21 protein-coding genes and 1 pseudogene are annotated in these 23,804 nt (G+C 70.4%); 8 read left to right on the top strand and 14 right to left on the bottom strand.

Going from position 1 to position 23,804, the window contains the following annotated elements:
* Positions 1-504: 504 nt before the first annotated feature.
* Genes FUT87_RS05380 through FUT87_RS05365 form a run of 4 tightly spaced genes read right to left on the bottom strand, consistent with a single transcriptional unit; the run spans position 505 to position 4,420 of the window.
* Positions 505-2,685, bottom strand: a complete 2,181-nt coding sequence (locus tag FUT87_RS05380; protein ID WP_255511678.1) for a S9 family peptidase — start codon at positions 2,683-2,685, stop codon at positions 505-507.
* Positions 2,685-3,293, bottom strand: coding sequence for a GNAT family N-acetyltransferase (locus FUT87_RS05375; protein ID WP_147240323.1), 609 nt, complete (start codon positions 3,291-3,293; stop codon positions 2,685-2,687). Before FUT87_RS05375 ends, FUT87_RS05380 begins: the two co-directional genes overlap by 1 nt.
* 49 nt (positions 3,294-3,342) lie before the next feature.
* The gene (locus FUT87_RS05370) at positions 3,343-3,567 is read right to left on the bottom strand and encodes a hypothetical protein (RefSeq protein ID WP_147240322.1); all 225 of its coding nucleotides are present in this window, start codon (positions 3,565-3,567) and stop codon (positions 3,343-3,345) included.
* A gap of 10 nt (positions 3,568-3,577) precedes the next feature.
* Entirely contained in the window at positions 3,578-4,420 is an 843-nt protein-coding gene (locus FUT87_RS05365; RefSeq protein ID WP_099861416.1) for a MoxR family ATPase, read from the bottom strand.
* A gap of 258 nt (positions 4,421-4,678) precedes the next feature.
* Between FUT87_RS05365 and FUT87_RS05360 the strand changes: the two genes are divergently transcribed.
* The 8 genes from FUT87_RS05360 (at position 4,679) to FUT87_RS05330 (ending at position 11,097) form a co-directional block, all read left to right on the top strand.
* Positions 4,679-5,221: a c-type cytochrome gene (locus tag FUT87_RS05360; protein WP_255511680.1), complete on the top strand. Its 543-nt coding sequence runs from the start codon at positions 4,679-4,681 to the stop codon at positions 5,219-5,221.
* 146 nt (positions 5,222-5,367) lie between these two features.
* On the top strand, positions 5,368-6,369 hold the full coding sequence (locus FUT87_RS05355) for an HD-GYP domain-containing protein (protein WP_310735110.1): 1,002 nt from the start codon (positions 5,368-5,370) through the stop codon (positions 6,367-6,369).
* The gene (locus FUT87_RS31335) at positions 6,366-6,593 is read left to right on the top strand and encodes a hypothetical protein (RefSeq protein WP_310735109.1); all 228 of its coding nucleotides are present in this window, start codon (positions 6,366-6,368) and stop codon (positions 6,591-6,593) included. Before FUT87_RS05355 ends, FUT87_RS31335 begins: the two co-directional genes overlap by 4 nt.
* A 99-nt stretch (positions 6,594-6,692) precedes the next feature.
* Entirely contained in the window at positions 6,693-7,658 is a 966-nt protein-coding gene (locus FUT87_RS05350; RefSeq protein WP_147240321.1) for an SDH family Clp fold serine proteinase, read from the top strand.
* A complete protein-coding gene (locus FUT87_RS05345) occupies positions 7,651-7,893 on the top strand; it encodes a hypothetical protein (protein ID WP_141225318.1) in 243 nt (80 codons plus the stop codon). Before FUT87_RS05350 ends, FUT87_RS05345 begins: the two co-directional genes overlap by 8 nt.
* A gap of 52 nt (positions 7,894-7,945) precedes the next feature.
* Positions 7,946-9,544 (top strand): ABC transporter substrate-binding protein, encoded by a 1,599-nt coding sequence (locus FUT87_RS05340; RefSeq protein ID WP_255511677.1) that lies wholly within the window; start codon positions 7,946-7,948, stop codon positions 9,542-9,544.
* A gap of 70 nt (positions 9,545-9,614) precedes the next feature.
* Positions 9,615-10,544, top strand: coding sequence for an urease accessory protein UreD (locus FUT87_RS05335; RefSeq protein ID WP_147240320.1), 930 nt, complete (start codon positions 9,615-9,617; stop codon positions 10,542-10,544).
* A 193-nt stretch (positions 10,545-10,737) separates the two neighbouring features.
* Entirely contained in the window at positions 10,738-11,097 is a 360-nt protein-coding gene (locus FUT87_RS05330; protein ID WP_255511679.1) for a GFA family protein, read from the top strand.
* A 153-nt stretch (positions 11,098-11,250) separates the two neighbouring features.
* On the opposite strand, the gene FUT87_RS05325 is transcribed toward FUT87_RS05330, so the two are convergent.
* The 10 genes and pseudogenes from FUT87_RS05325 to FUT87_RS05280 all read right to left on the bottom strand — a co-directional run.
* Entirely contained in the window at positions 11,251-12,789 is a 1,539-nt protein-coding gene (locus FUT87_RS05325) for a DHA2 family efflux MFS transporter permease subunit (RefSeq protein ID WP_147240318.1), read from the bottom strand.
* 22 nt (positions 12,790-12,811) lie between these two features.
* The gene (locus tag FUT87_RS05320) at positions 12,812-14,050 is read right to left on the bottom strand and encodes an HlyD family efflux transporter periplasmic adaptor subunit (protein WP_147240317.1); all 1,239 of its coding nucleotides are present in this window, start codon (positions 14,048-14,050) and stop codon (positions 12,812-12,814) included.
* A 71-nt stretch (positions 14,051-14,121) separates the two neighbouring features.
* Positions 14,122-15,549 carry an efflux transporter outer membrane subunit gene (locus FUT87_RS05315; RefSeq protein WP_147240316.1) on the bottom strand — a complete coding sequence of 476 codons (1,428 nt, stop codon included), beginning with the start codon at positions 15,547-15,549 and terminating at the stop codon, positions 14,122-14,124.
* Positions 15,550-15,782: 233 nt separating this feature from the next.
* The gene (locus FUT87_RS05310; protein WP_147240315.1) at positions 15,783-18,632 is read right to left on the bottom strand and encodes an AAA family ATPase; all 2,850 of its coding nucleotides are present in this window, start codon (positions 18,630-18,632) and stop codon (positions 15,783-15,785) included.
* Between the two features lie 179 nt (positions 18,633-18,811).
* Positions 18,812-20,569 (bottom strand): flotillin family protein, encoded by a 1,758-nt coding sequence (locus FUT87_RS05305; RefSeq protein ID WP_147240314.1) that lies wholly within the window; start codon positions 20,567-20,569, stop codon positions 18,812-18,814.
* Positions 20,570-20,677: 108 nt separating this feature from the next.
* Positions 20,678-21,304: a YqiJ family protein gene (locus FUT87_RS05300; protein WP_091722113.1), complete on the bottom strand. Its 627-nt coding sequence runs from the start codon at positions 21,302-21,304 to the stop codon at positions 20,678-20,680.
* Positions 21,301-21,969 carry a PspA/IM30 family protein gene (locus tag FUT87_RS05295; RefSeq protein WP_147240313.1) on the bottom strand — a complete coding sequence of 223 codons (669 nt, stop codon included), beginning with the start codon at positions 21,967-21,969 and terminating at the stop codon, positions 21,301-21,303. The genes FUT87_RS05300 and FUT87_RS05295 overlap by 4 nt, the downstream gene beginning before the upstream one ends.
* 1 nt (position 21,970) lies before the next feature.
* A complete protein-coding gene (locus tag FUT87_RS05290; protein ID WP_147240312.1) occupies positions 21,971-22,489 on the bottom strand; it encodes a hypothetical protein in 519 nt (172 codons plus the stop codon).
* A gap of 195 nt (positions 22,490-22,684) precedes the next feature.
* The gene (locus tag FUT87_RS05285) at positions 22,685-23,005 is read right to left on the bottom strand and encodes a hypothetical protein (RefSeq protein ID WP_147240311.1); all 321 of its coding nucleotides are present in this window, start codon (positions 23,003-23,005) and stop codon (positions 22,685-22,687) included.
* A 192-nt stretch (positions 23,006-23,197) separates the two neighbouring features.
* Positions 23,198-23,804: pseudogene (locus FUT87_RS05280) on the bottom strand (SDR family oxidoreductase); the annotation flags it as partial.

Raw genomic sequence — 23,804 nt, 5'->3', positions numbered from 1 at the left:
AGCTGGAGCTGGAGCTGGAGCTGGAGCTGGCGCGGGAGCAGGTGCCGGAGGCGGAGCTGGTGCGGGACCAGGTGCCGGAGGCGGCGCTGGTGCCGGTGCCGTGGAAGGTCCGGGTGCGGGGGAGCCGGAAGTCGACGGTGTCGGGGTGGCGCTGTCGCTCCCCCCGCCGCCGCACGCCGCCAGCGTGGAAGCAACCAGGAGGCTCAACAGCGCGAATTGCGAGGACGCGCGGCCAGTGCTTGCGGACATGACGAATCAGGCGGGGAAGACGAGACGCGCGGATTCTTGCGGACACGTCGCGTTCGTCCCACCGTGGGCGTCACGATCACCGGCGCGATCGTTTCATTGCCATGGCCCCGCAGCGACATGGGCGAGGACGCCCCAACGCGGGCGAAGGCCGCGCGAAGCGGCTTGCCGTCGAGCAGCGGATGAGGCTGCTCACGCCATCAAAACGAATTGGTGATGATTTGGTTGGATCCGGCTGGCGCGGGCGCGACACGTCTCTTACGCTCTCTTGCGTCTTGCACGTGGCGCGGCCGCCTCGCCACCAGTCAGCGAGGCCTTTCGGGGCTGGTCATGCCGCTTCAGCCAGTCGAAGAACTCCCCATACCAGAGCTTCGAGTTCCGCGGCTTCATGACCCAGTGGTTCTCGTCCGGGAACCACACCAGCCGGGCGGCGATGCCCTGCGCCTTCAGCGTGTTGTAGTAGGCCAGACCCTGCGCGTCGGGCACGCGGTAGTCGAGCTGGCCGTGGATGACCAGCGTGGGCGTGTTGAAGTGCTGCGCGTAGCCGATGGGACTCTGCGACGCGACCTTGGCCGGATCCTTCCAGTAGGCCGTGCCCAGCTCCTTCGCATGCCACAGGTAGGCGTCGTTGGCGAACATCGCCGTCCAGTCGTAGCAGCCGGCATGGCAGACGTAGGCCTGGTAGCGGCCGGCCGGCACATGGCCGTTCATCCACGCGACCATGTAGCCGCCGTAGCTGCCGCCCGTGGCGAAGACCCGCTTCGGGTCGGCCCAGGGCTGCTGGAGCAGCAGGTCGGTCGCGCGCTCGACGTCCTCCAGCTCGAGCTCGCCCCAGCGGCCGGTGATCGAGTCCGCGAAGCGATTGCCGAAGCTCGACGAGCCGTGGTAGTTCACGCAGGCCACCACGTAGCCCGCCGCCGCCATCGCCTGATGGTTCCAGCGCCAGTGCCAGCTGTCGCCCATCGCGGTGTGCGGGCCGCCGTGGATCAGGTGCATCAGCGGCGCCTTGGTCTTGCGGCGCGGGTCGAATCCGGGCGGGTAGTAGAGCCACATCTGCACCGGCTCGCCGAGCGCGCCCTCGTACCAGCGCTCCTCGACCGCGCCGAAGGCCAGTGTCGACAGCGCCGCGTCGTTGAAGGACTCGATCCGGTGCAGCACCTGTTCCGCGGCATCGCCTTCCCGGTCGACGACGGACAGCCGCGGCGGGAAGCTCGCGCTGTCATGCAGGACGACCAGGGTGCCGGCCTCCAGCGCGAAGGCGCCGACATGGCCGCCCTCGCACAGCGGGAAGGCGTGCAGCGTCTTGACGTCGAAGCGGTAGAGGTGGCGGCGGCCGCGCTCCTCGGCGCAGAAGAGCACGCCCAGGTCGTCCTCGTCCCAGCGCAGCGGCGCGGCGACCTCCTGGTCCCAGTCCTCCGACAGCACCGCCCAGTGGCCATGGGTGTCCAGCACCGCCAGCTGCTGCGGCATCGTGTGCTTCAGCCCCTGGTGACAGGCGACGAACGCGATGTGGCGCCCCGCATGGCTGTACACCGGCGCGACCAGGTCCCAGGCCGGCTCATGCAGCAGCACCTGGACCCGGCCGGAGCGCACCTCGACCTCGGCCAGCGCATTGCGGTGCTCCAGCGTCTTGGGCGTGTTGGGATCGAAGCTGAAGACGATGCGGCGGCCGTCGGGCGAGATGTCGAAGCTGTCGGCATCGGGCTCGGCGCGGCTCAGTTCGTAGTCGGTGCCTTCGAAGAGGTCGCGCACCTGGCCGCTGTCGAGGTCGACGACATGCAGGTGCGGCACGCGGCCCATCGGCAGCGCATGGTCCCAGAAGCGGTAGAAGCCTTCCTCGGTGACATAGGCCGAGTCCTTGCGATCCTTCTCGGCCTGGCGGCGCTGGGCCTGCGCGGCCTGGCCCTTGAGCGTGGGATCGACCCAGGACACGAAGGCCAGGCGCCGGCCGTCCGGGAACCACTTGAAGGCCTCGACGCCGAACGGCATCTTCGTCACGCGGCGCGCCTCGCCGCCGTCGGGCGGGATCACGTACAGCTGCGGGGAATCGTCCTTGTCGCCCTGCTGGTCTCGGCGCGCGACGAAGGCGACGAGGTCGCCCTGCGGGCTCCAGCGCGGCTGGCCGTCCTTCTCGCCGGCGGAGGTCAGCGGACGCGCATCGCCACCCAGCGTGGACAGCAGCCACAGCGAGGTCGCGCCCTGGTTCTTCTCCATGTCGAAGCGCGTCACCGGCACCACGGCCTGGGCGCCGTCCGGCGACAGGCTGGGCGCGCCCAGTCGCGCCAGCGACCACAGCGCGTCGACGTCCAGGGCCTTGAGCGCCATCGTCGCGCGGGCGCGCTTCGTGGTGGCCCGCTTGGCGCGCTTGGCGGTCTCGCCCTTGGCCGTGTCTCGCTTGGCGGTGTCTTGCTTGGCGGTGGTTTTCCTGGACGTGGCCATCAGGCGCTCCGGGGCTTGTCGAGTTGCCATTGCAGGTGGTTGCGGACCGTCGGCCATTCGGCCGCGGTGATGCTGTAGACGCAGGTGTCGCGCAGCGTGCCGTCGGGCATGCGCAGGTGCGAGCGCAGGATGCCGTCGAGCTGCGCGCCCAGCCGCTCGATCGCGCGGCGGCTCTGCGTGTTCAGGCGATGGGTGCGGAACTCCACCGCGATGCAGTCCAGCTGCTCGAACGCATGCTGGAGCAGCAGCAGCTTGCACTGCGTGTTCAGCGCGCTGCGCTGGCAGGACGCGCGGGTCCAGGTGGAGCCGATCTCGACGCGGCGGTTGGCCGCATCGATGTTCATGTAGGTCGTCATGCCGGCGGCCCGGCCCTGCGCGTCGAAGACGGCGAAGGGATTCATCGTGCCGGCGTCGCGCAGGCCCAGCCGGCGCTCGATCTCGGCGGCCATGCGCTCGGGCGCCGGCACGGTCGTGTACCAGAGCTTCCACAGCGCGCCGTCGTCGGCGGCCTCGGCGAGCGCCTCGCGGTGCGCGGGCGACAGCGGCTCGAGCCGCGCGTGCGGGCCGGCCAGGGTGACCGGCGCGGTGAAGGGAGTGGATGCGGTCATGCGATCGGGCCGACCCCGCGGCCGGCGGTGGAGGGAAGGAGAGGGGCGCTCAGCCCTTGCCGCCGAGCAGCAGCCGGCGCAGCAGCCAGCGGCAGCCGCCCATGCCGGCGAGGATGGTGAGCAGGCCCAGGATCTGCGTCGTGCCCCAGCCGGGCGCGCCGATGAATTCCCAGCCCAGCGCGCGGCCGACCAGCAGGCCGATCACGCCGCCGCCCACGAAGCCCAGCGCGTCCGCCAGCGCGGCGCGCCAGGCGGCGTTGAAGTTCTGGCTCATCGCGGCGGCCTCAGCGGTTGCGGCTCTGCATGTAGACGAGCTTCTCGAACAGGGTCAGGTCCTGCTCGTTCTTCAGCAGCGCGCCCACTAGCGGCGGGATCGCGACCTTGTCGTCCTGCGTCTGCAGCGCCTCGGCCGGGATGTCCTCGGCCAGCAGCAGCTTGAGCCAGTCGATCAGTTCCGAGGTCGAGGGCTTCTTCTTCAGCCCCGGCAGCTTGCGCACGTCGTAGAAGGTCTTCAGCGCCGCCGCCAGCAGCTCCTTCTTGAGGCCGGGGAAGTGGACGTCGACGATGGCCTGCATCGTGTCGGCCTCGGGGAACTTGATGTAGTGGAAGAAGCAGCGGCGCAGGAAGGCGTCCGGCAGTTCCTTCTCGTTGTTGGACGTGATGAAGACCAGCGGCCGGTGCTTGGCGCGCACCCACTCGCGGGTCTCGTAGACGTAGAACTCCATCCGGTCGAGTTCGCGCAGCAGGTCGTTGGGGAACTCGATGTCGGCCTTGTCGATCTCGTCGATCAGCAGCGCCACCGGCGTGTCCGAGGCGAAGGCCTGCCACAGCGTGCCCTGGACGATGTAGTTGGAGATGTCGCGCACCTTGTCGTCGCCGAGCTGGCTGTCGCGCAGGCGCGAGACGGCGTCGTACTCGTACAGGCCCTGCTGGGCCTTGGTGGTGCTCTTCACATGCCACTGCAGCAGCGGCAGTCCCAGGGACTTGGCGACCTCCTCGGCCAGCAGCGTCTTGCCGGTGCCCGGTTCGCCCTTGACCAGCAGCGGCCGCTTCAAGGTGATGGCCGCGTTGACCGCCAGCATCAGATCCGGCGTAGCGACGTAGTCCTGGGAACCTTTGAATTTCATGAGGGGTTTCTCTAGCGCAGCGGTGAAAACCAGTATATAGGGCCCCCCCTATAATCGCGCCGCCCCAAATCCTCGAAGATCGGGACCATGAGAAGACAACTGCAGATCTCCCTCGCGTTGATGCTGGCCGGAAGTGCGTTTGTTGTATCCGCTCAGTCCAACGCCCCTTCGTCGCCCGCGCCGGGACAAGCGCCGGCAGCGACCCCACCCGCCGCGGCAACACCTGGCCCCCAGGCGCCGGTGCAGGCCAAGGTGGCCATGTGCATCGGCTGCCACGGCATCCCGGGTTACCAGGCCACCTTCCCCGAGGTCCACAAGGTCCCGATGATCGCGGGCCAGAACGCCAAGTACATCGCCTCCGCGCTGACCGCCTACGCCAAGGGTGACCGCAAGCATCCGACGATGCGCGGCATCGCGCTGCCGCTGGGCGACAAGGACATCGCCGAGATCTCCGAGTACTACGCCGGCCTGGCCCAGGTCGAGGCGGTGCCGGCGACGGTCGAGGCGCCCGCCGACGTGAAGAAGCTGCTCGACAAGGGCGCCTGCGCCAGCTGTCATGGCGCCAACTTCAGCAAGCCCATCGACGGCACCTATCCGAAGATCGCCGGCCAGCACGCCGACTACCTGTACGTCGCGCTCAAGTCCTACCAGATCCAGGGCAAGCCCTATCACGGCCGCAGCAACGCGGTGATGGCGGGCCAGGTCAAGCAGTTCACCCACGCGGAACTCAAGACGCTGTCCCAGTACCTGGCCAGCTTGCCGTCCGAACTCCGTACAGTCCCGCAGTCCCGGTTCCGCTGAACCGTGGCACGCTGAGGCCGGGCTCCCGGCCGCGGCGCGAAGACAATCACGAACCGCCCCGAGGGGCGGTTTTTTTCATGGTCGCCTGACTGTGCGAGCGCCGGGGAGGGCGCCATACTGTGTTGTCCTGGACGAAAACGCCAGTCATGCTGAAGAAGATTCCGACGTCGGATGTCAAGCTGGGCATGTTCCTGCAGGGGATGGAGGGCTCGTGGTTGTCCCATCCATTCTGGAAGACCAAGTTCGTCCTGACGGACGCCGAGGACCTGAAGGCCTTGAAGGCGAGCGGCGTGCCTTTCTGCTGGATCGACGCCTCGAAGGGGCTGGACGTGGCGCCCCCGGCGGCGGCCCGAAGCGCGGCGCCGGCCGCGCCCGAGGCTCCGGCGGTGGTGCAGGCCGCGCCACGGCTGGAGCTCGGGACCGCGCCGGCGTCGATGGGCGAGGAGCTCGAGCGCGCGTCGCAGGTCATGCAGCGCTCCAAGCGCGCGGTGATGAACCTGTTCGGCGAGGCCCGGCTGGGCAAGGCGATCGACGCCGAGCAATGCCTGCCCCTGGTGGCCGAGGTGACCAGTTCGGTGGAGCGCAATCCGTCGGCGCTGATCAGCCTGGCGCGGCTCAAGACCAAGGACGACTACACCTACATGCATTCGGTGGCGGTGTGCGCGCTGATGGTGTCGCTGTCCCGCCAGATGGGCCTGGACGAGGCGCAGACCCGCGAGGCCGGCCTGGCCGGGCTGCTGCACGACGTCGGCAAGATGGCGATGCCGCTGAACGTGCTGAACAAGCCGGGCGCGCTGACCGACGCCGAGTTCGCGATCATGCGCGACCACCCGACGCGCGGCCACGAGATGCTCAAGGAGGGCACCTCGGTGCCCGAGGCGGCGCTGGACGTGGCGCTGCGCCACCACGAGAAGATGGACGGCAGCGGTTACCCCGGCAAGCTCGCGGGCGAGCAGATCAGCCTGCTCTCGCGCATGGGCGCGGTGTGCGACGTCTACGACGCGATCACCTCGAACCGGCCCTACAAGAACGCCTGGGATCCGGCGTCCTCGCTGGCGCGGATGGCGCAGTGGACCGGCCACTTCGATCCGCGCGTGTTCCAGGCCTTCGTCAAGTGCGTGGGCATCTACCCGGTCGCACGCTGGTGAAGCTGCAGTCGGGCAAGCTCGCCGTGGTGCTGGAGCAGAACGCGACCGCGCTGACGGCGCCGCGGGTGCGGGCGTTCTATTCGACCAAGTCGCAGATGCCGATCCCGACGCAGGTCCTGGACCTGTCCTCGCCCGGGGCGACGGACCGCATCATCGGCCGCGAGGATCCGGCCACCTGGGGCTTCCAGAAGCTCGATGAACTCTGGCAGACGCCGGCGGGGTGAGCGGCGGCGCAGGCGCCAACGGCATGTTTCGGTGGGCGGGCCAGACTCGATTGAGTGGCGGGCTCCGAGTTTCGAGGCGAAGGTCTCCTAGTCGGGGTCATGGTCCTCCCGGACGCGCCGCTCGAAGATGCGGACCTCGCGCCGATGTCTGGCGCTGGAGGGCATCCGATGGCAGTGAGTTGGAAGGATGAAGCGGACGGCGTGGAGGACGATGTCACCGGGCCGGCGGAAGAGCGCGCGGAACCGGTGTCGCCCCTCACGCCGCCCTATGACGTGGTGTCCTACACCGGTGAGGTATCGGTTGCCGGCTATGAACGACTGAGCACCCTGGTTGAGACCGGGAAGACGCACGACGATGTGCTGCTCGTGCTCGAGACGGCCGGCGGTGACCCGGATGCTGCGTTTCGAATCGCACGGGCATTGAGCCACCACTATCGGCAGATGCATGTGCTGATCCCCCGCTATTGCAAGAGTGCGGGGACGCTGATTGCGTTGGGTGCCTCGGCGCTTTACATGGACGACAGGAGCGAACTGGGCCCGCTTGACGTTCAGGTCTTTCGTGGCGACGAGCTGGGTGTGACGAGTTCAAGCCTTGAGCAACTGACGGCGGCCAACATCCTCTTGGCCCAGTTCATGACGGCCTTCCAGGTGTCCTTGCTGGACCTGTCCGAACGTGGCCTCTCCACACGCGTGGCGTCCGAGATTGCCGCGGACATCGCGGCGAAGCTGCTGCGGCCAATGGCGGAGCAGGTGAACCCGCAACGATTGGCCGAGATGCATCGTGCAATGACGATCGCGCATGCCTATGGCCGGCGTCTTGCAGAACGAGGGCGCAACGTCGAGCCGGGCGGTCTGGCCGAGCTGGTTGCTGGCTATCCGTCCCACTCCTTTGTCATCGATCGGAAAGAGGCGCGGCGACTGCTGCGCAACGTCTGGCCCGTGGACGAGGGACTTCGGGCCATCGTGGACCGATGCCGCACTCGCCCACTTGACGACCACGACGGTGGCCCCGTCGTCTCGGTTCATGGTTTCCCATTTGCATTCGAGGGGTGCATCCATGTATGAACGACTCAATCCACTTGATCTGCTGATCCACAGCAAGCGGGAAATGCTCAAACAGATCCTCACCTTGTATCCCGGCCTTTTCGACCTGGATCGCAAGCCGGGGTCGCCGCTCGCCGCGCGGCGGCAGGAGGAGCGGTGGGCCTCATATTCGCAGGAAGGGGCCAGCCCCTGGAGTGCGCGACGCGCTGTTGCGGCAATCCGAGAACCGTCCGGAAAGACCCCGACCACCCGCTGACCCCGGCCTGCCTACACTCGGCCGACATTCACAGAGTCGTCGGGAGACCGGGATGACGCGCATGCTCATGCTGCTGGCGCTGTGCGCCGGCGTGGTCGGTGGGGCGGTCGGCGCGGCGTCGACCGCCGCGGCGCAGACGCTGCGCTGGGCCAGCCAGGGCGATGCCCAGACCATGGACCCGCACTCGCAGAACGAGAGCCTGACCAACGGCATGAACTCGCAGGTCTATGAGCGCCTCACCGCCCGCGACCGGCAGCTCAACATCGTGCCGGGTCTTGCCACCGAATGGACGCAGATCGGCCCGCTCGTCTGGCGCTTCAAGCTGCGGCCCAACGTCCGGTTCCACGATGGCTCGGCCTTCACCGCGGACGACGTCGTCTTCTCCCTGCAGCGCGCCAAGGCGCCGACCTCCCAGGTCGCGGTCTACGCCAACGCCGTGGGCACCGCCCGCAAGATCGACGAGCTCACCGTCGAGATCACCCAGCCGCGCTTCAATCCGATCTTCCTGCAGCACCTGGACCTGCTGTTCATCATGAGCAAGTCCTGGAGCGAGCAGCACAAGGTCACGCGCCCGCTCAGCTTCAAGGACAACGAGGAAAGCCACGCCAGCTTCAACGCCAACGGCACCGGCCCCTTCATGCTGGTGCGCCGTCAGCCCGGCATCCGCACCGTCTACAAGCGCAACCCGAACTGGTGGGGCCGCTTCGAGGGCAATGTGCAGGAGGTCCAGTTCACGCCGATCTCCAACGACGCGACGCGGCTGGCCGCGCTGGTGTCGGGCGAGATCGACCTGCTGCTGGACCCCGCGCCGCGCGACGTCCCGCGGCTGCGCGCCACGCCCGGCGTGCAGGTGCTGGAGGGGCTCGAGAACCGCCTCGTCTTCATCGGCATGGACCAGGCGCGCGACACACTGGTGTACGGCCGCGCGCCGGGCGGCAAAAACCCGTTCCAGGACCTGCGCGTGCGCCGCGCGATGTACCAGGCCATCGACATCGAAGCCATCCACAAGCGCCTGATGAACGGGCTGTCGCAACCCACCGGCGGCCTCACGCCGTCACCGCTGGGCGCCTATGACGACCCGGCGCTCGAGACGCGCCTGCCGTTCGATCTCGCCGCCGCGCGCAAGGGCATGGCCGACGCCGGCTATCCCGACGGTTTCGAGGTCACGCTGGACTGCCCCAACAACCGCTACGTCAACGACGAGGGCATCTGCCTGGCGCTCGCCTCGATGTGGGCGCAGATCAAGCTCAAGGTGAAGGTCAACGCGATGCCGCGGGTGCTCTATTTCCCCAAGCTGGAGCGCTACGAGACCAGCCTCTACCTGATGGGCTGGGGCGGCGCGATCACCGATGCCGAGACCATCCTGACGCCGGTCTACCGCAGTGACGACAAGGCCTCCGGCGCCGGCTTCTACAACTACGGCCGCTCGCGGAATCCGAAGTTCGACCAGCTCGCGGCCGCGTCCTCGGCCGAGGCCGATCCGGTCAAGCGCGAGGCGCTCATCAAGGCGGCGCTGCAGGAGTACCGCGAGCAGCTGCACGTGCTGCCGCTGCATCGCCAGGCCGCGCCCTGGGCGCTGCGCCAGGGCGTGAAGGCGGTGCATCGCGCCGACAACTGGCTGGACTACGCCTGGATCACGGTGCCGAAGTGAGCCTTGCCCAGCGGCGCGGCGTCGATGGCGCGGATGCGCCTAACATCCGCCGCCTGCCTCCTGCGCCGTCATGACCGCGACCTTCGATCCCTCATTCCCGTCGACCTCCTCTTCGCCGAGCCCGGCCAGCCCGGCTTCGTTCGCGACGACGGCCGCCCCGGCCCAGCGGCAGTGGCTGGCCCGCCTGGGCGCCGACTACCGCCTCGAGCGAGGACGTTGCGTCGTCAGCCATGAGCACGATGGGCCGCTGCGCCTGCTCAAGAGCCTCTACCCGGAAGGCGACACGATCTGCCACAGCGTGCTCGTCCATCCGCCCAGCGGGCTGGTCGGCGGCGACACCCTGGACATCGCGGTGACGGTCGGCGAGGGCGCCCATGCGCTGGTGACCACGCCCGGCGCCACGCGCTTCTACCGCAGCCCGGACGGCGCGCCTGCCGCGCAGCGTGTGCGGGCGACGCTGGGCGTGGGCGCGCGCCTGGAATGGCTGCCGCTCGAGGCGATCGCCTACCCCGGCTGCGAAGCGGTCAACGAGGCGCGCTTCACGCTGGCGCCGACGGCCGAATTGCTGGCCTGGGACATCACCGCGCTCGGGCTGCCCGGCGCAGGGCAGCCGTTCTCGAGTGGCCGCTTCCTGCAGCACCTGGAGATCCCCGGCGTCTGGCTGGAGCGCGGCCGGCTGGACGCGGTCGACGCGCTGCTGATGGACGGCGAGCTCGGCCTGGCCGGGCAGCGTTGCCTGGGCACCCTGGTCTTCGCCAGCGGCGCCGCGCTGGATCGCGATCGCCGTGAACGCGCGCTGGACGCGGTGCGCGCGTTGATCGACGCCGATCCGCTGCGCGCGAGCGCCGGCGCGACCGCCGCGCAGGACGGCGTGCTGGTGGTGCGGGCGCTGGGACCGGTGGTCGAGCCGGTCGCGCTGCTGCTGCGGCGTTGCTGGGCCGCCTGGCGTCACGCCTTGTGGGACCTGGACGGCACCACGCCCCGCTTGTGGGCGATGTAGGCGGGCCCTCGCCGCGCGGGCCACATCCCTCGGAGAGGGGACGGCGATTCATGTCGGTGTGGCAACGATGTCTCAGACAGGTAGCCAGCGCCCCGGCGCTGCGCTTAGCATGGCCGCTCCACGTCCGGTCTCCAGGGGAGGTGATCGCATGGCTTCACGTACCGCTTCGTGCAGTTGCGGCCAATTGAAGATCGTGGTGCAGGGAGAGCCGTTGGGAACCGGCCTCTGCCACTGCCTGGCGTGCCAGCGCCGCACGGGCAGTGTCTTCGCGGCGCTGGCGGCCTTTGCCGAACCCTATGAGGTCATCGGCATCGCGACCGAATTCGTGCGTGCCGGCGACCAGGGCGCCCGATTCCGATTCCATTTCTGCCCGGTGTGCGGCAGCACCGTCTTCCATACGGAGGAGGGGGTCGAGGGATCGGTCGGCGTGGCGGTGGGGGGATTCGGGGATCCGGAGTTCCCGCCGCCGCAGGACTCGGTCTACACCTGCCGCATGCATGGCTGGGTCCGGCTGCCGCAGGACGTCCGGGCCTACGACCGCGATCCGATGTAGCGCCGCGGCGTTGACCGCATCGATCCCGGGCACCACGCCTCGCCATGACTCTTCGGCGAGGCGCCCGGGCCGATGGGGCGGGACTCAACGGCAGGTAGCGGCTTCCGGCGGCTTCCGGCGGCTTCAGGCGGCTTCAGGCGGCGTCAAGCAGCCTCAGGCGGCCAGGCGCAGGTCGGGACGGACGACACGTGCCTCCGCCACGGGGCGCAGCGGCTGCGCCAGCCGCAGCAGGTGGCCCGGTTCGCTCAGGAAGCGCATGCGCTCGGCGTTGCTCATCGCGTCGAGGGCGCCAGGCTGCGTGCTCAACTGCTCCAGGCGCTGGCGACGCACCTGCGCGCGCATGCCCTGGCCCACGTCGCGGCGGCCCATCGCCTCGGCCGCCAGTGCGGTCAGGCGGCGGCTGGCGAGCAGGTCCGCGAAGCCGGGAAGGTGGCGCTCCTGGCGGCCATAGGCCCAGGCGTTGCGCAGCACGGTCGGGGTCTGGCTCTCTTCAGGGATCAGCAGCAGGCCGGCGCGGCGCATGCGCTCGCCCAGGCGGGCGCGGCTGGACAGCACGGTGATCGGCGCGGCCAGCAGCAGCGGCAGCGCGATCTGCCAGTAGCCCATCTGCGTGGTGCCGACGGTGCGCAGCACCATCACCGCGCCCAGCCAGGCCAGGCCGAAGAACACCAGCGGCCGCGGATCGACCTTGCCGGCGAGCTTGCCCGCGATCGGCGCAGCCGCCACCGCCAGCACGCCGGACCAGGCCGTCGCCAGGCCCGCCCAGGTCGAGGTGTAGCCCATGTAGCTCTGCAGCCAGAGCGGCGTCAGCACGTTGGCGCCGAACATCGCGCCGAAGCCCAGCGCGATCGTCAGCACGCCGACGGCGAAGCCGCGATGCCGGAACACCCGCAGGTCCACGATCGGATAGGGCTCGGTGAGCTCCCAGATCAGGAAGGCGACGAAGCCGATCGCCGCCACCACGGCCAGCGCGATGATCTCGGTCGACTCGAACCAGTCCTTCTCCTTGCCCAGGTCCAGCATCAGCTGCAGCGCGCCGACGAAGACGATCAGCAGCACCAGCCCGACGCGATCGATCGGCTGGCGCTCCAGCGGCGTCTCATAGCGGCGCAGCATGCGCCAGGCCAGCGGCGCGACGACCAGCGCGATCGGCACGTTGATGAAGAAGATCAGCGGCCACGAGAACGCGTCGCAGAGCCAGCCGCCCAGGATCGGCCCGAGGATGGGCGCCACCAGCGTCGTCATGGCCCACAGCGCCATCGCGCCGCCGGCCTTCTCCTTCGGGAAGATGCGCAGCAGCAGCGTCTGCGACAGCGGCATCAGCGAGCCGCCCGACAGGCCCTGCAGCACCCGGCCGGTGACCAGCAGGCCCAGCGTCGGCGACAGGCCGCACAGCGCCGAGCACAGCCCGAACAGCACCATCGCCGTGGCGAAGACCCGCACCGCGCCGAAGCGGCCGGCGATCCAGCCGGTCAGCGGCACGATGCAGGCCTCGGCCACCGCGTAGGAGGTGATGACCCAGGTGCCCTGGCTCGAGCTGATGCCCAGGCTGCCGGCGATATCGGGCACGGAGACGTTGGCGATCGTCATGTCCAGCACCGCGATGAAGTTCGCGGCGGCCAGCACGATGGCGGCGAGCCACAGCTGCCCGCCCTCGAGCGGGCGCTGGTCGTCGGGGATGGCGGCGTTCATGGCGCGGTTCCTGGTCGGGCGCTCATTGGGCGCTCGTGTTGGCGCGGGCCTCGGCGCGCTGACCGCCGCGGGCTTCGGCGCGCGTGTCGACCGTGGCCGTCATCGACAGGCCCACCTGCAGCGGGCGCTGCGCGAGCTCCTTCGGATCCAGCGCGATGCGCACGGGCACGCGCTGCACGACCTTGATCCAGTTGCCGGTCGCGTTCTGCGCCGGGATCGCAGCGAAGGCCGAGCCGGTGCCGCCGGACAGGCCCTGCACGGTGCCGTGGTACACGACCGAGCGGCCATAGAGATCGGATTCGACCTCCACCGGCTGGCCGATGCGGACCTTGTCAAGCTGGCCTTCCTTGAAGTTGGCGTCGACGTGGACCTGGCCCATCGGGACGATAGCCAGCAAGGGCGTGCCGGCGGCGACCTGCTGGCCCAGCTGCACCGCGCGCCGGGCGACGACGCCATCCACCGGGGCGCGCACGACCACGCGTTCCAGGTTCACGCGCGCCTGGTCGCGCTTGGCGCGGGCCAGGACGACCTCGGGGTTGGCGGCCTCGGTGGTGTCGGCGATCAGCGTGGCGTTGGTCTCGCGCTGGCCGAGCGCTGCCGCACGGTTGGCGTTGGTCTGGGCCGCGGCCGCCTTGGCCGCGGCCAGCGCGGCGGTGGCGGTCTGGAAGGCGTTGCGGGCGCGGGTCACCTCGTCCGCTGAGACCGAGCCCGAATCCGACAGCGCTTCGCGGCGCTCCAGGTCGACCTTGGCGCGCTCGAGGTCGGACGCGGCCGACGCGAGCTGGGCTTCGGCGCGGAGGCGGTCGGAATCGCGCGCGATCACCTGCGCCGCCAGGCTGGTGTCGTTGGCGACATAGCCGCGCACGCGCCGCTGGGCGCGGCCGAGCTCGGCCTCGGCCTGCTCCAGCGCGAGCCGGGCGTCGGTGTCGTCCAGCACGACCAGCACGTCGCCGCGGCGCACGGCCTGCGTGTCGGAGACGCGGACCTCGCGGACGATGCCGCCGACGAAGGGCGTCACCTGCGCCATTTCGGCGGCCGTATAGGCGTTCTCGGTGCTGACGTAGCGCGACGCGAAGAAGTGCTCGTAAGCGAAGACGCCCACCGCTGCGGCAACGACGGTCAGCGCGAGCAGCGTGAACAGCTTCTTGCGCGCCTCGGGGCGGGCCGGCGCCGCCGGCGCGTCGTGGGCGGGATCGGCGGTATGCAGGGGCGGCTTGGCGGACGGCGTGGCCGCAGCGCGCGGCGAGATGGCTTCGGACATGGCGGGACTCGCTTTCTCTCTAAGGTTTCATTGATGGTTTGCTCGGTCGTTTTCCCGACACAACTTCCGCGTCAGCTGCGGAAGCCGCCTCCCAATGCGCGTTGGAGCGCGACATCGAGCGTGAAGGCACGCGAGCGCAGGTCGGTCTGCGTGCGCAGGTTGGTCAGCCAGGCGTCTTCGGCGGTCAGCACCTCCAGGTAGGTCGACAGACCGCCGGCGTAGCGCCGCTGCTGGATCTGCCAGGCCTCGCGCGCGGCCTCGACGCCGGCATCGGTGCTCGCCAGCTCGCCGCCGAGGGCGCGCTCGCTGGCGGCGATGTCGGCCACTTCCTGCAGCGCCTGCACGACCGCCTGGTCGTAGCTGGCGACGGCCGCGTCGGCGTCGGCCCGGACGCCGCGCAGCTGCCCGCGCAGCCGACCGCCGTCGAAGATCGGCAGCGAGATCGCCGGACCGATGCTGCCGGTGAAGGCGCCGCCGTCGGTCAGCTTCGACAGGCCCAGCGACTGCATGCCGGCGAAGGCCGTCAGGTTGACGTCCGGATAGAACGCCGCCTTGGCCGAATCGACGCGGCCGAGTGCGGCCTCGACGCGCAGCCGCGCGGCGACGATGTCCGGGCGGCGGCCCAGCAACTGGGCGGGAAGCTGCTCCGGCAGGCCGAAGTCGCGGGCCACGTCCAGCTGCGGGCGGCTGAGCGCCAGCCCACGGTCGGGGCCCGCGCCGGTGAGCGCCGCCAGGCGATGCCGCTGCAGCTGGAGCTGCTCGCGGGCCGATTGCAGGTCGGCGTCGGCCATGGCGCGGCGGGCCTCGACCTGGCGCACGCCGCCCAGCGTCTCCAGGCCGTTCTGGCGGCGCATGCGCAGCAGCTCGACCGTCTTGTCACGCACGGCCAGTGCCGCCTCGGCGGTGTCCTGCAGCGCCCACAGGCGGGCGAACTCGGCATAGGCCGACGCGATCGAGGCGGCCAGCATCAGCCGCGCCTGCGCGGCATCGGCGCGGGCGGCCTCGGCGTCGGACAGCGCCGCCGCCAGCGCGGCGCGGTTGCGGCCCCAGAAGTCCAGGTCCCAGGAGAAGTCCAGCGTCGCGCGGCCGTAGTCCTTCCAGCCGTCGGGCGTCGCGGCGCGGGGCGTCAGGTACTCGTAGCTCTGCTTCTGCTCGCTGATCGACGCGTTGGCCTTGAGCTGCGGCCGGTTGGCGGCGCGGGAGGTCTGCACCACCGATTCGGCACGCGCCAGTCGGGCCTGGGCGGTCGCGATCGACGGAGATCCGGCCAGCGCCTCATCGACGAGCTGATCGAGTTGCGCGTCGCCATAGGCGCGCCACCAGGCGTCGGTGGGCCAGTCAGCGCGGGCGGCTGCCAGCGACTGCGTCGCGGCGTAGCCGTCGACGGGACGGGGCGTCGCCAGCGGCGGGGTCTCGGGCAGGGCCGCGCAGGCGGCCAGGGCGGCCGCGACGGCCGGAACCAGCGCGAGGCGGGCGAAGCGGCGTGGGCGGGTGGACATCGTCTTTTCTCCAGTCGTTGCGGCCGGCGCGGGAGCGCATCGGCCATGGACTGAAGCGTAGGGACGAGGGTCCGGGAAGTCGTTCGGGAACGGTCGGGGAACGGTCCGGGAATGGTCGGGATCGGGCGCCGGGCGGTCAGAACGACGGGTACGGGCGGCGCCTGGTCGATGCCCGGCCGATGTCTGGCCAATACGTGCCCGTTGCCTGACCGATGCCTGGCCGGCGCCGCGCGTCAGGCGCCGGCGGCCAGCAGCGCGTCCACGCGCGCCAGCACCGGCCAGGGCGTCGTGTCGTGCCAGCGGGCGCGCAGCGCGCGTAGGTCGACCAGTTCGGCCGGCGAGGCGCCTGGCAGCTCGCACAGCGCCAGGCGCGCGATGAGTTCCGCCGTCAGTGCGCCCTGCTCCGCCGCCAGGCGCTCGGAGGTCCCGGCCGCCTCCCGCGCGGCGGTGAGGTCACCTTCGCGCTCGGCCAGGGTGGCGCGGGCCGCCCACAGGTCGGGGAGATGCAGGGTCTCGCCCAGCCGTTCGGCCATCGCGAAGCCATCGTCCAGATGACGCCGCGCCGCGGCCAGGTCGTTGCTGGCGAGCGCGGCGTCCACCGCCATCCACCGCAATCCGGACGCCTCGAACCAGGCGCCCGTCGCCGCGTGGGCGGCGCAGCCGGCCTCCACGTCGGACAGCCCGGCGGCATCGCCGGTCCGCGCACGCGCCCAGCCCAGCATGGCGCGGCTCGGACCCTCGCCCTGTCCCAGCTGATGCTCCCGCACCAGTTCGCGCATCCGTTGCGTCCGGGCGAGCACCTGCTGCGCGCGGCCGAAGCGCACGTCGACGATGCTCGCGCAGCGCGCCGCGAAGCCCCGCATCACCGGCACGCCGATCTCGGCGGCCCGCGCGGCGCCCGCCTCGGCCCATTGCCGGGCGAGCTCGACAGCGCCCGTGTAGGCATGCACGACCGCACCGACGCCCCAGGCCAGCGCGGAGGGGTCATGCATCACCGTCACGGGCAGGCGCGGATGGCCGAGCGCTTCGGTCAACGCGCGGGCCCGCAGCACCAACGGCATCGCCTCCCTGATCCGGCCGCGCTGCAGCAGCGTCACGGCCAGGGACACGGCGCCGGCGGCGCGCAGCAGGTCGTCGTCGAAGGCATCGGCCGCGGCGCACAGCCGCAGCGCGATGGCCTCGGCCTGCAGGTATTCGCCGGACGCGGTGAACATCCAGACCAGGCCGGTCATCACCCAGGCGCGCGGGCGGGTCGGCGGGAGCAGCTCGCACAGCGTCGCGCAGCGGAGATAGGCGGCTCGGCCTTCCGGCGTCGTCACGCCCGTGGACTGGGCGAGCGCGGCGCCGCGCAGTTGCTGGAGCGCGAGTTCCGCCTCGCAGCGGGCCTCGCCTTCGGGCGCGCGGTCGAGCAGGGTCAGGCCGCGCGTGACCAGCAACAGCGTCTCGTGCGGCGCGAAGCGCCCGAGCGCGCGTTCGCCGGCCGCCGCGTAGGCGCGCATGGCGGCCAGCGCATCGAGACCGCGCTCATGGTGCAGCGCGAGCGCGGCGGCGACCGCGTCGATGCGATCGGCGCGCCATTGCTCGAGCGCGGCCGCGGCGCGCCGGTGCAGCGACACGCGCGCCGACGGCGCGATGCGTTGATAGAGCGCCTGCCGGTACAGCGCATGACGGAAGGTGAATCTCGCCTCCAGCGTGCCATCGGCCAGCGGCTCCAGCGCGGCCGGCGCCAGCCAGGCCTGGCGGCGCGCGAGTTCATCGCAGTCCGCCGCGACGGTGGCGGCATCGCTGCCCAGCATGTGAGCCACGATCGAGCAGGCGAACTCAACGCCGCAGACGGCGGCGGCTTCCAGCAGCGCGGCGGCGTCCGGCGCCAAGCGGGCACGCTGGCGCTCGATGACGCCGGCCAGCGAATCGGGCACCGCCCAGTCGTCGTGCGAGCCGGCGTCGCCTGAGGTCGTGGCCGTGGACAGCTCGTCGACCGCGTTGGCGACGAACAGCGGCAAGCCGTCGGTCTGGCGGTGCAGGCGGCGGACATGCGCCTCGTCGGCGGCCAGGCCAGGCCGGTGCCGCGCGAGGTAGGCAGCGAGCTCGGCCTCGCTGAAGGGATCGAGCAGCAGTTCCTCGCACAGCCGGCGGGCGCGCAGTTCGTGGCGCAGGCCGTTGAGCGGATGGTCGTTGGCGACGAGTTCCGGCGTGCGGTAGGTGACGATCCACATCAGGCGCGCCGGTGGGCGGCGGCGCGCGACGTGGTCGATCAGACGCACGGTGGCCTCGTCGCACCAGTGCAGGTCCTCGGTGACGAGCAGCAGCGGCCGAACGGCGGTGAGCTGCTCCACCAGCTCCGAAAACTCGCGGAGCATGCGGTCCTGCGTGGCGCTGGCGAGGCCGGCCTGCAGCCGTTCCTGTTCCTCGCGGTCGATGAGCCAGGGCAGCTGCAGCAGCCAGGTCGGCGCGACGCGGCGCAGTTGCGTGACGAGCGACGCATCCGTGCGCGCCAGACCGGCGAGCGCGTCCAGCACCGGCAGGTAGGGCTCGCCCTCGCCGACCTGCTCGATGCACTGGCCGTGGGCGGTGGCGGCGTCGCCGAGCGACGCGACGAAGGCGTCGATCATCGCGGTCTTGCCAATGCCGGCCTCGCCGGCAACGCAGCACAGCTGGCGCTGGCCGCCCGAGGCGCGCGACCAGGCGGCGCGCAGGCGGGCGAGTTCAGGCTCGCGGCCGATGAGCCCACGGGGCTCGTTGAGCGCGGTGGCCGTGCCCTCGATCGATCCGATGAACCGGTAGCCGCGCCGCGAGGCGGTCTCGACCCAGCGCGGATGCTTCGCGTCATCGCCGAGCGCGGCGCGCAGTTCGCTGATCGTGGTCTTGAGCACGGATTCGCTCACGTGGCGATGGCCCCAGACGCTGTCGAGCAGCGCGTCCTTGGTCACCAGCGTGCCGGCATGGCGCAGCAGTTCCGTGAGCACGCCAAAGGCCTTGGGCGCCAGAGCGATCGCCTGTCCCTCGGCCAAGAGCCGCGCATTCGCCTCGTCGAAGGCGAACGGACCGAAGCGCAACGACAGGGGAACTGAGGGATCGTCCATGGCGGCGAGGATTATCTGCCTCGGCCAAGACTTGCGAACGATCAACTCGATATGCAGCCGTGAGGTGAAGAGCACGACGCCCGACTCGCCCTCGCGGCCTGACTCGCGGAACTCGCCTGTCTGAAAGCAAGAAGCCCGCTGGCTTTCACCGGCGGGCTTCGTTCCTTCAGGTTGGCTGATCAGGCGTGCGGACCGTCGATCGACTTCTGCGCTGCGTGCGGGACTTGGGGGACCGGCGCGCCGTTGCCCTGCCCCAGCATGCCGGCCAGCGACTGCGCCACGCCGGTGATGCCTTCGTTGGACAGCCCGGCGTCCTTCATCACCGCATCGACGATGGGCTTGGCGATCTGGTACTGCAGCGCCGAGTTCATCACCTGCTCCGGGAAGGTCGCGCCGACGCCCGCACCGGAGCCGCCCGCACTGCCCTGCCCGTTCGTCGCGCCGCCATCGTTGCTCGCGCCCGGCATGCCGTTGACCTGGAAGATGCGGATCGAATCGATCTTCTCCATCGGACGCACTGCCTGCTCCAGGATGTTGGGCAGCTGCTGCAGCAGCATCGTGCGGACCTGCAGGTCGATCTGCGCGGCGGACAGCGTGTTCAGCGCCTCGTTGATCGCCCGGCGGCCTTCGGCTTCCGCCAGCGCCGCGGCTTGCTTGGCCTGGGCCTCGATGGTCAGCGCCTCGGCGCGGTCCATCGCCGCCTCCTTCTCCGCCGACGCCGACACCCGCACGGCGATCGCCAACTGCTCGGCTTCCTTCGAGGCCTCGATCAGCTGGATGCTCTTCTCGCGTTCGGCGACCGCCACCTGCCGCGCCGTGTTCACCAGTTCTTCGGCCTTGACCGCGTCCGCGCGGGCCATGTTGGCGGCCGCGTCGGCATCGGACTGCTCGCGCGACTTCGTCGCGATCGCGATCTGCGTGTCCTGGCGAGCGATCTCGACCTGCTTGCGCTGTTCGGCGCGTTGCATCTCGGTCTTGCGCTCGAGTTCGATCTCGCGGGTCTGCACGACCAGGTTCTTCTCGATCTCCGCCGACTTGATCTCGCGATCCGCCTCGATGCGCTTCTGGCTGACCTGGCGCTCGGCCTCGATCTTCGCCGCCTCGGCCTGGCGGGTGCGCTCGGCCTGCTGCGACGCGATCAACGCGACCTGCTCGGCCCGGGTGATCTCGATCTCGCGCTGCTGGGACAGCGTCGCGAACTCCTGGTCCTTCTCGATGTTGAGCTTCTGCCGCGTCGCATCCAGGTTCTTGGTCCGGACCTGCACCTCGGTGTCCTGCTCCACGTCGTTGCGCTGCTTGCGGCGCGCCTCGGTCTGCTCGGTCAGCCGCGTCAGGCCTTCGGCATCGAAGGCGTTGTTCGGGTTGAAGAACTGCTTGTCCGTCTGGTCCAGGCTGGTCAGCGACACCGATTCCAGTTCGAGGCCGTTCTTCTCGAGGTCCTCCGCGACGGCGTTCTGCACCGCCTGGACGAAGTCGCGGCGCTTGTCCTGCAGCTCCTGGATGGACATCGTGGCGGCCGTCGCGCGCAGCGAGTCGACGAACTTGTCCTCCACCAGCGCCTTGAGCTCGTCCGGGCTCATCGTGCGGGCGCCCAGCGTCTGCGCGGCGATGCTGACCGCCTCCTCGGTCTGCTTGACCCGCACGAAGAAGGCCGCGGTCACGTCGACGCGCATGCGGTCGCGGGTGATCAGGCTCTCGCGCTCGCGGCGCTGCACCTCGAGCTTGAGCGTGTTCATGTTGACCAGCACCCGCTCATGGAACACCGGCAGCACGATCGCGCCGCCGTCCATGATGACCTTCTGGCCACCCAGGCCGGTGCGGACGAAGGCGGTCTCCTTCGTCGAACGCTTGTACAGGCGCGCGAAGACGAAGCCGATGGTCAGTAGCGCGACCAGGGCGATGCCCGCGATGGTCAGCAGCTCGATCAGATTGCTCATGGACTGGTTACTCCCTCAAGAAACTTGGAATCCGTGTTGGTATGGAAATCGGCGGCGGCAGCAGCGACGAACACCGCAGCGGTACGACGCGCCTTCCGTGGCGCCGCGCTACATCAAGGTTGGATGCGGATTGGCGATGCAGCGGTAGAAGGCGCCGGCCTTGCTGACGATCAGCACCTGCGCCCCCTCCTGGAAGACCTCGTCATCCACATCGGGCTCGACCATCAGGTAGTGCGAGCGACCGTGGACGTCCTTGACCCGCGCCTGCGCCGCGAGCCCGCGCCGGGCCGAACCGGTCACGACGACCCCGACGCGGCCCACCAGGCTCTGCTCGCTGACGGCGCTGGTCTCGTCCTGCGGAATGATGTGCGCGATCAACGCGCCCAGGCCTCTCACCGTCGCCAGCCCCGCCGGCACCGCCGCGAGGCCGGCCACCGCGGCGGGCAAGTAGCCGCCGAAGAGGCCGTTCATCACGACCTGCAGGCTGTAGCCGAAGACGGTGTAGCCGGTCAGGAACAGCAGCAGCAGGACCAGCGCCGGGACCTTGCCCAGGTGCAGCCAGCCCAGCACGCGGTCCAGGCCGGAGTCGCCGTCGACCTCGGGCAGCCAGTCGTCGATCAGGTTGCTGGGGCTGAGCGAGATCAACATGCCGGCGCCCTCGACCACCGCGATGCCGACGATCAGCGCGAAGCCGATCCCGAACGGCAGGTTCTCCTGCGCGGTGAACAGGCTCATGACTTGGCGGCCTTCAGCTGCGCCATGCGCTCGGCGATCTTGTTGTCGCGGACCAGGTCATCGAGCTCCTTGAGCTGCGCGGCCTGTTGCAGGCTGTTCTGACGAGCGGTGCCGGAGAGACCGGTCTGGCGCTCGTAGACGCGGTCGAAGGCGTCGGTGACCTTGCCGATGCGGTGGGCCGCGCTGCCGGCACCGGTGGGTGCCGTCGCGGTCGCGGCGGCGGCGCGGCTCTTGCGGAACTCGGCCAGCGCGTCCTGCATCTCGCGCTTCTTCGCGAGCAGCGCGGCGACGAAGCCGGTCAGCTCGCTTTCCTGGCGCGCGTGCTCGGCCAGCGTGGTCTCGAGCACCGGCAGCTGGGCCTCGATGTCGAGCTGGCGGGCCACGGCGGCGCGGGCCAGGTCCTCGCGGCCGGCGCTCATCGCCTCGTCGATCTGCGACGACAGGGTCGCGTGCAGCTGGTTCAGGTTGGCGTGCTGGCGCTGCGACAGGTGGCGGTTGGCCGACACGGTGCCCAGCTCATGACGCACTTCGTCGATGACGGCGTCGGCCTCGCGGAGGGACTGCTCCATCGTCGCCTCGGGCGCCTGATCCTCGATGCGGTCGAGGAGCGCGTGCACGCTGCCGGCGATCACGCGGCCGACGCGGGTCTTCAGGGAGTCGGTCATCTCAGGATCCTTTCGAGGACGAAGTGGCTTGCAGGGGATGGGCGAGGTCCAGGGTCGGCCCGAGGTGACGTCTCACGACCTGCGGGTCGTAGGCCGCGGCGGTGAGCGGCGTGCCCTGGCGCAGCAGGGTCTCGCACAGGGTGGCGGCGCGACGCACCAGCGCCTCCTCGAACTTGCGGGCGTCGTCGGCGTCGGCCGGGGCCTGGCTGATGGCCAACGCCAGGGCCGCGACGAAGTGGTCCAGCAAGAGGCTGACGACCTCGGAGTGGTGGCCGGTCTCGCTCTCGATCCGGACCAGCGCCTCGCGCAGCCGCGCGGTGAGGTCGCGGGTCCAGGCATGGGCGGCGACGTAGTCGAAGGCGCCGTCGTGCTGGCGCTTGAGCTGGCCGAGCAGCACGCGCAGCTTGTCGCTGTTGGTCGTCGCCCCTTCGACCTGCAGTTGGGCGAGCCAGAGGTACAGGTCGCTGGGAATGCGGGCCGACAAGGGCTCCATGGTGGGCGGCGGGCTGCTCGCGTTCATGACGATGAGGCTTGAAACCGTTGGGACCGGCCCAGTGTATTCATTCGAATTCATCCGTCAACAGGCGAATGCATTCGAATTTCCGGCGCCTCATGCAGGTTTTGCCGCGTCCTGGGCGCGCTCACGAGGGCGGAGTGGACCGGTCCGTGGCGTCGGCGTCAATCGCTTTCCCCCATTGGTGGGAGACGTCGAACCTCAGCGCCCGGACCGATAGCCTCGCGCGGCCAGCCAGGAGAGCACGGCCACGACGGCGAGCGCGCCGGCGTCCAGCAGATACAGGCCGACGCCGGGAGCTTCCCGCCGCGCTGCCTGGACCGCCTGGCCGAAGTTGTCCGGCCCGATGCCATAGGCTTCCACGAGCGCCATCGCCGTGATCCAGGTCGCCGCCGCGCCGACCGCCAGGGCGAGCACGGTGGCGACGTTGGCCAGGAAGTAGCCCTTCTTCCGAGTGGGAGCGAGCGGCGCCTGCCCCTCGCCCGCGCGTGCCGCCGCGACGGCTGCTGAATCCGCATGCATGTTCAATCCTCCTTGATGGTAGAGGCGTTGTATGCGGCGCGCTCAGGGACGGGGACGGGCGTGTCCTGAACTGCGGATGGGGCCGTTGAACGGGCCGGTGCCGCGGGCGGACGGCGACCCGGCGCAGGGCCGCGCCCCCCGCATTCCTGCGGTCCCGCGTTCCGACTCAGCGGTCGCCACGCGGGCGATATTGGCGAGCCAGGCGTCGAGGCTCGTCGCGCCGAGTTGCGCGTCCGCGCCCGCGACCAGCGAGGCGTCGTCCAGCACGGAGCCGAAGTACGGCGCCTGGGCATCCGGGACGACGCGGCGCGCATCGCCGTGGGCCTCGAGCGCCCGCTGCACCGCCTGGCTCATCGGCAGCCGCTGCGGCCCGCCGATCTCCACGATGGCGTTGCGCGGCGCCCGCGACACCACGTCCGCGAGGCCCGCCGCCACGTCCGCGGCCGCCATGGGCTGGAACAGCGCCGACGACACGCGCGCGCCGCCGTCGCCCCCGGCACCGTCCCCGGCGATCGCGGTCAGGAACTCGAAGAACTGGGTGGCTCGCACAATCGTGTAGGGCACCTGGCCCTCCTGGATCAGCGCCTCCTGGGCGACCTTGGCGCGCATGTAGCCGTTGTCGGCAAGCCGGTCGGCCCCGACGACCGACAGGGCCACGTGGTGGCGGACACCCGCCGACGCCTCGGCGGCGAGCAGGTTCGTCGTCGAGGTCCGGAAGAACTGCAGCACCGCCTGGGCTTCGAACGAGGGGGAGTTGCTGACATCCACCACCACGTCCGCGCCGGCCACGGCCTGGGCC

This window comes from Mitsuaria sp. TWR114 (assembly GCF_007997345.1).
The sequence above is the reverse complement of the archived record's forward strand: the minus strand, read 5'-3'. Positions and strand labels throughout refer to the sequence as shown.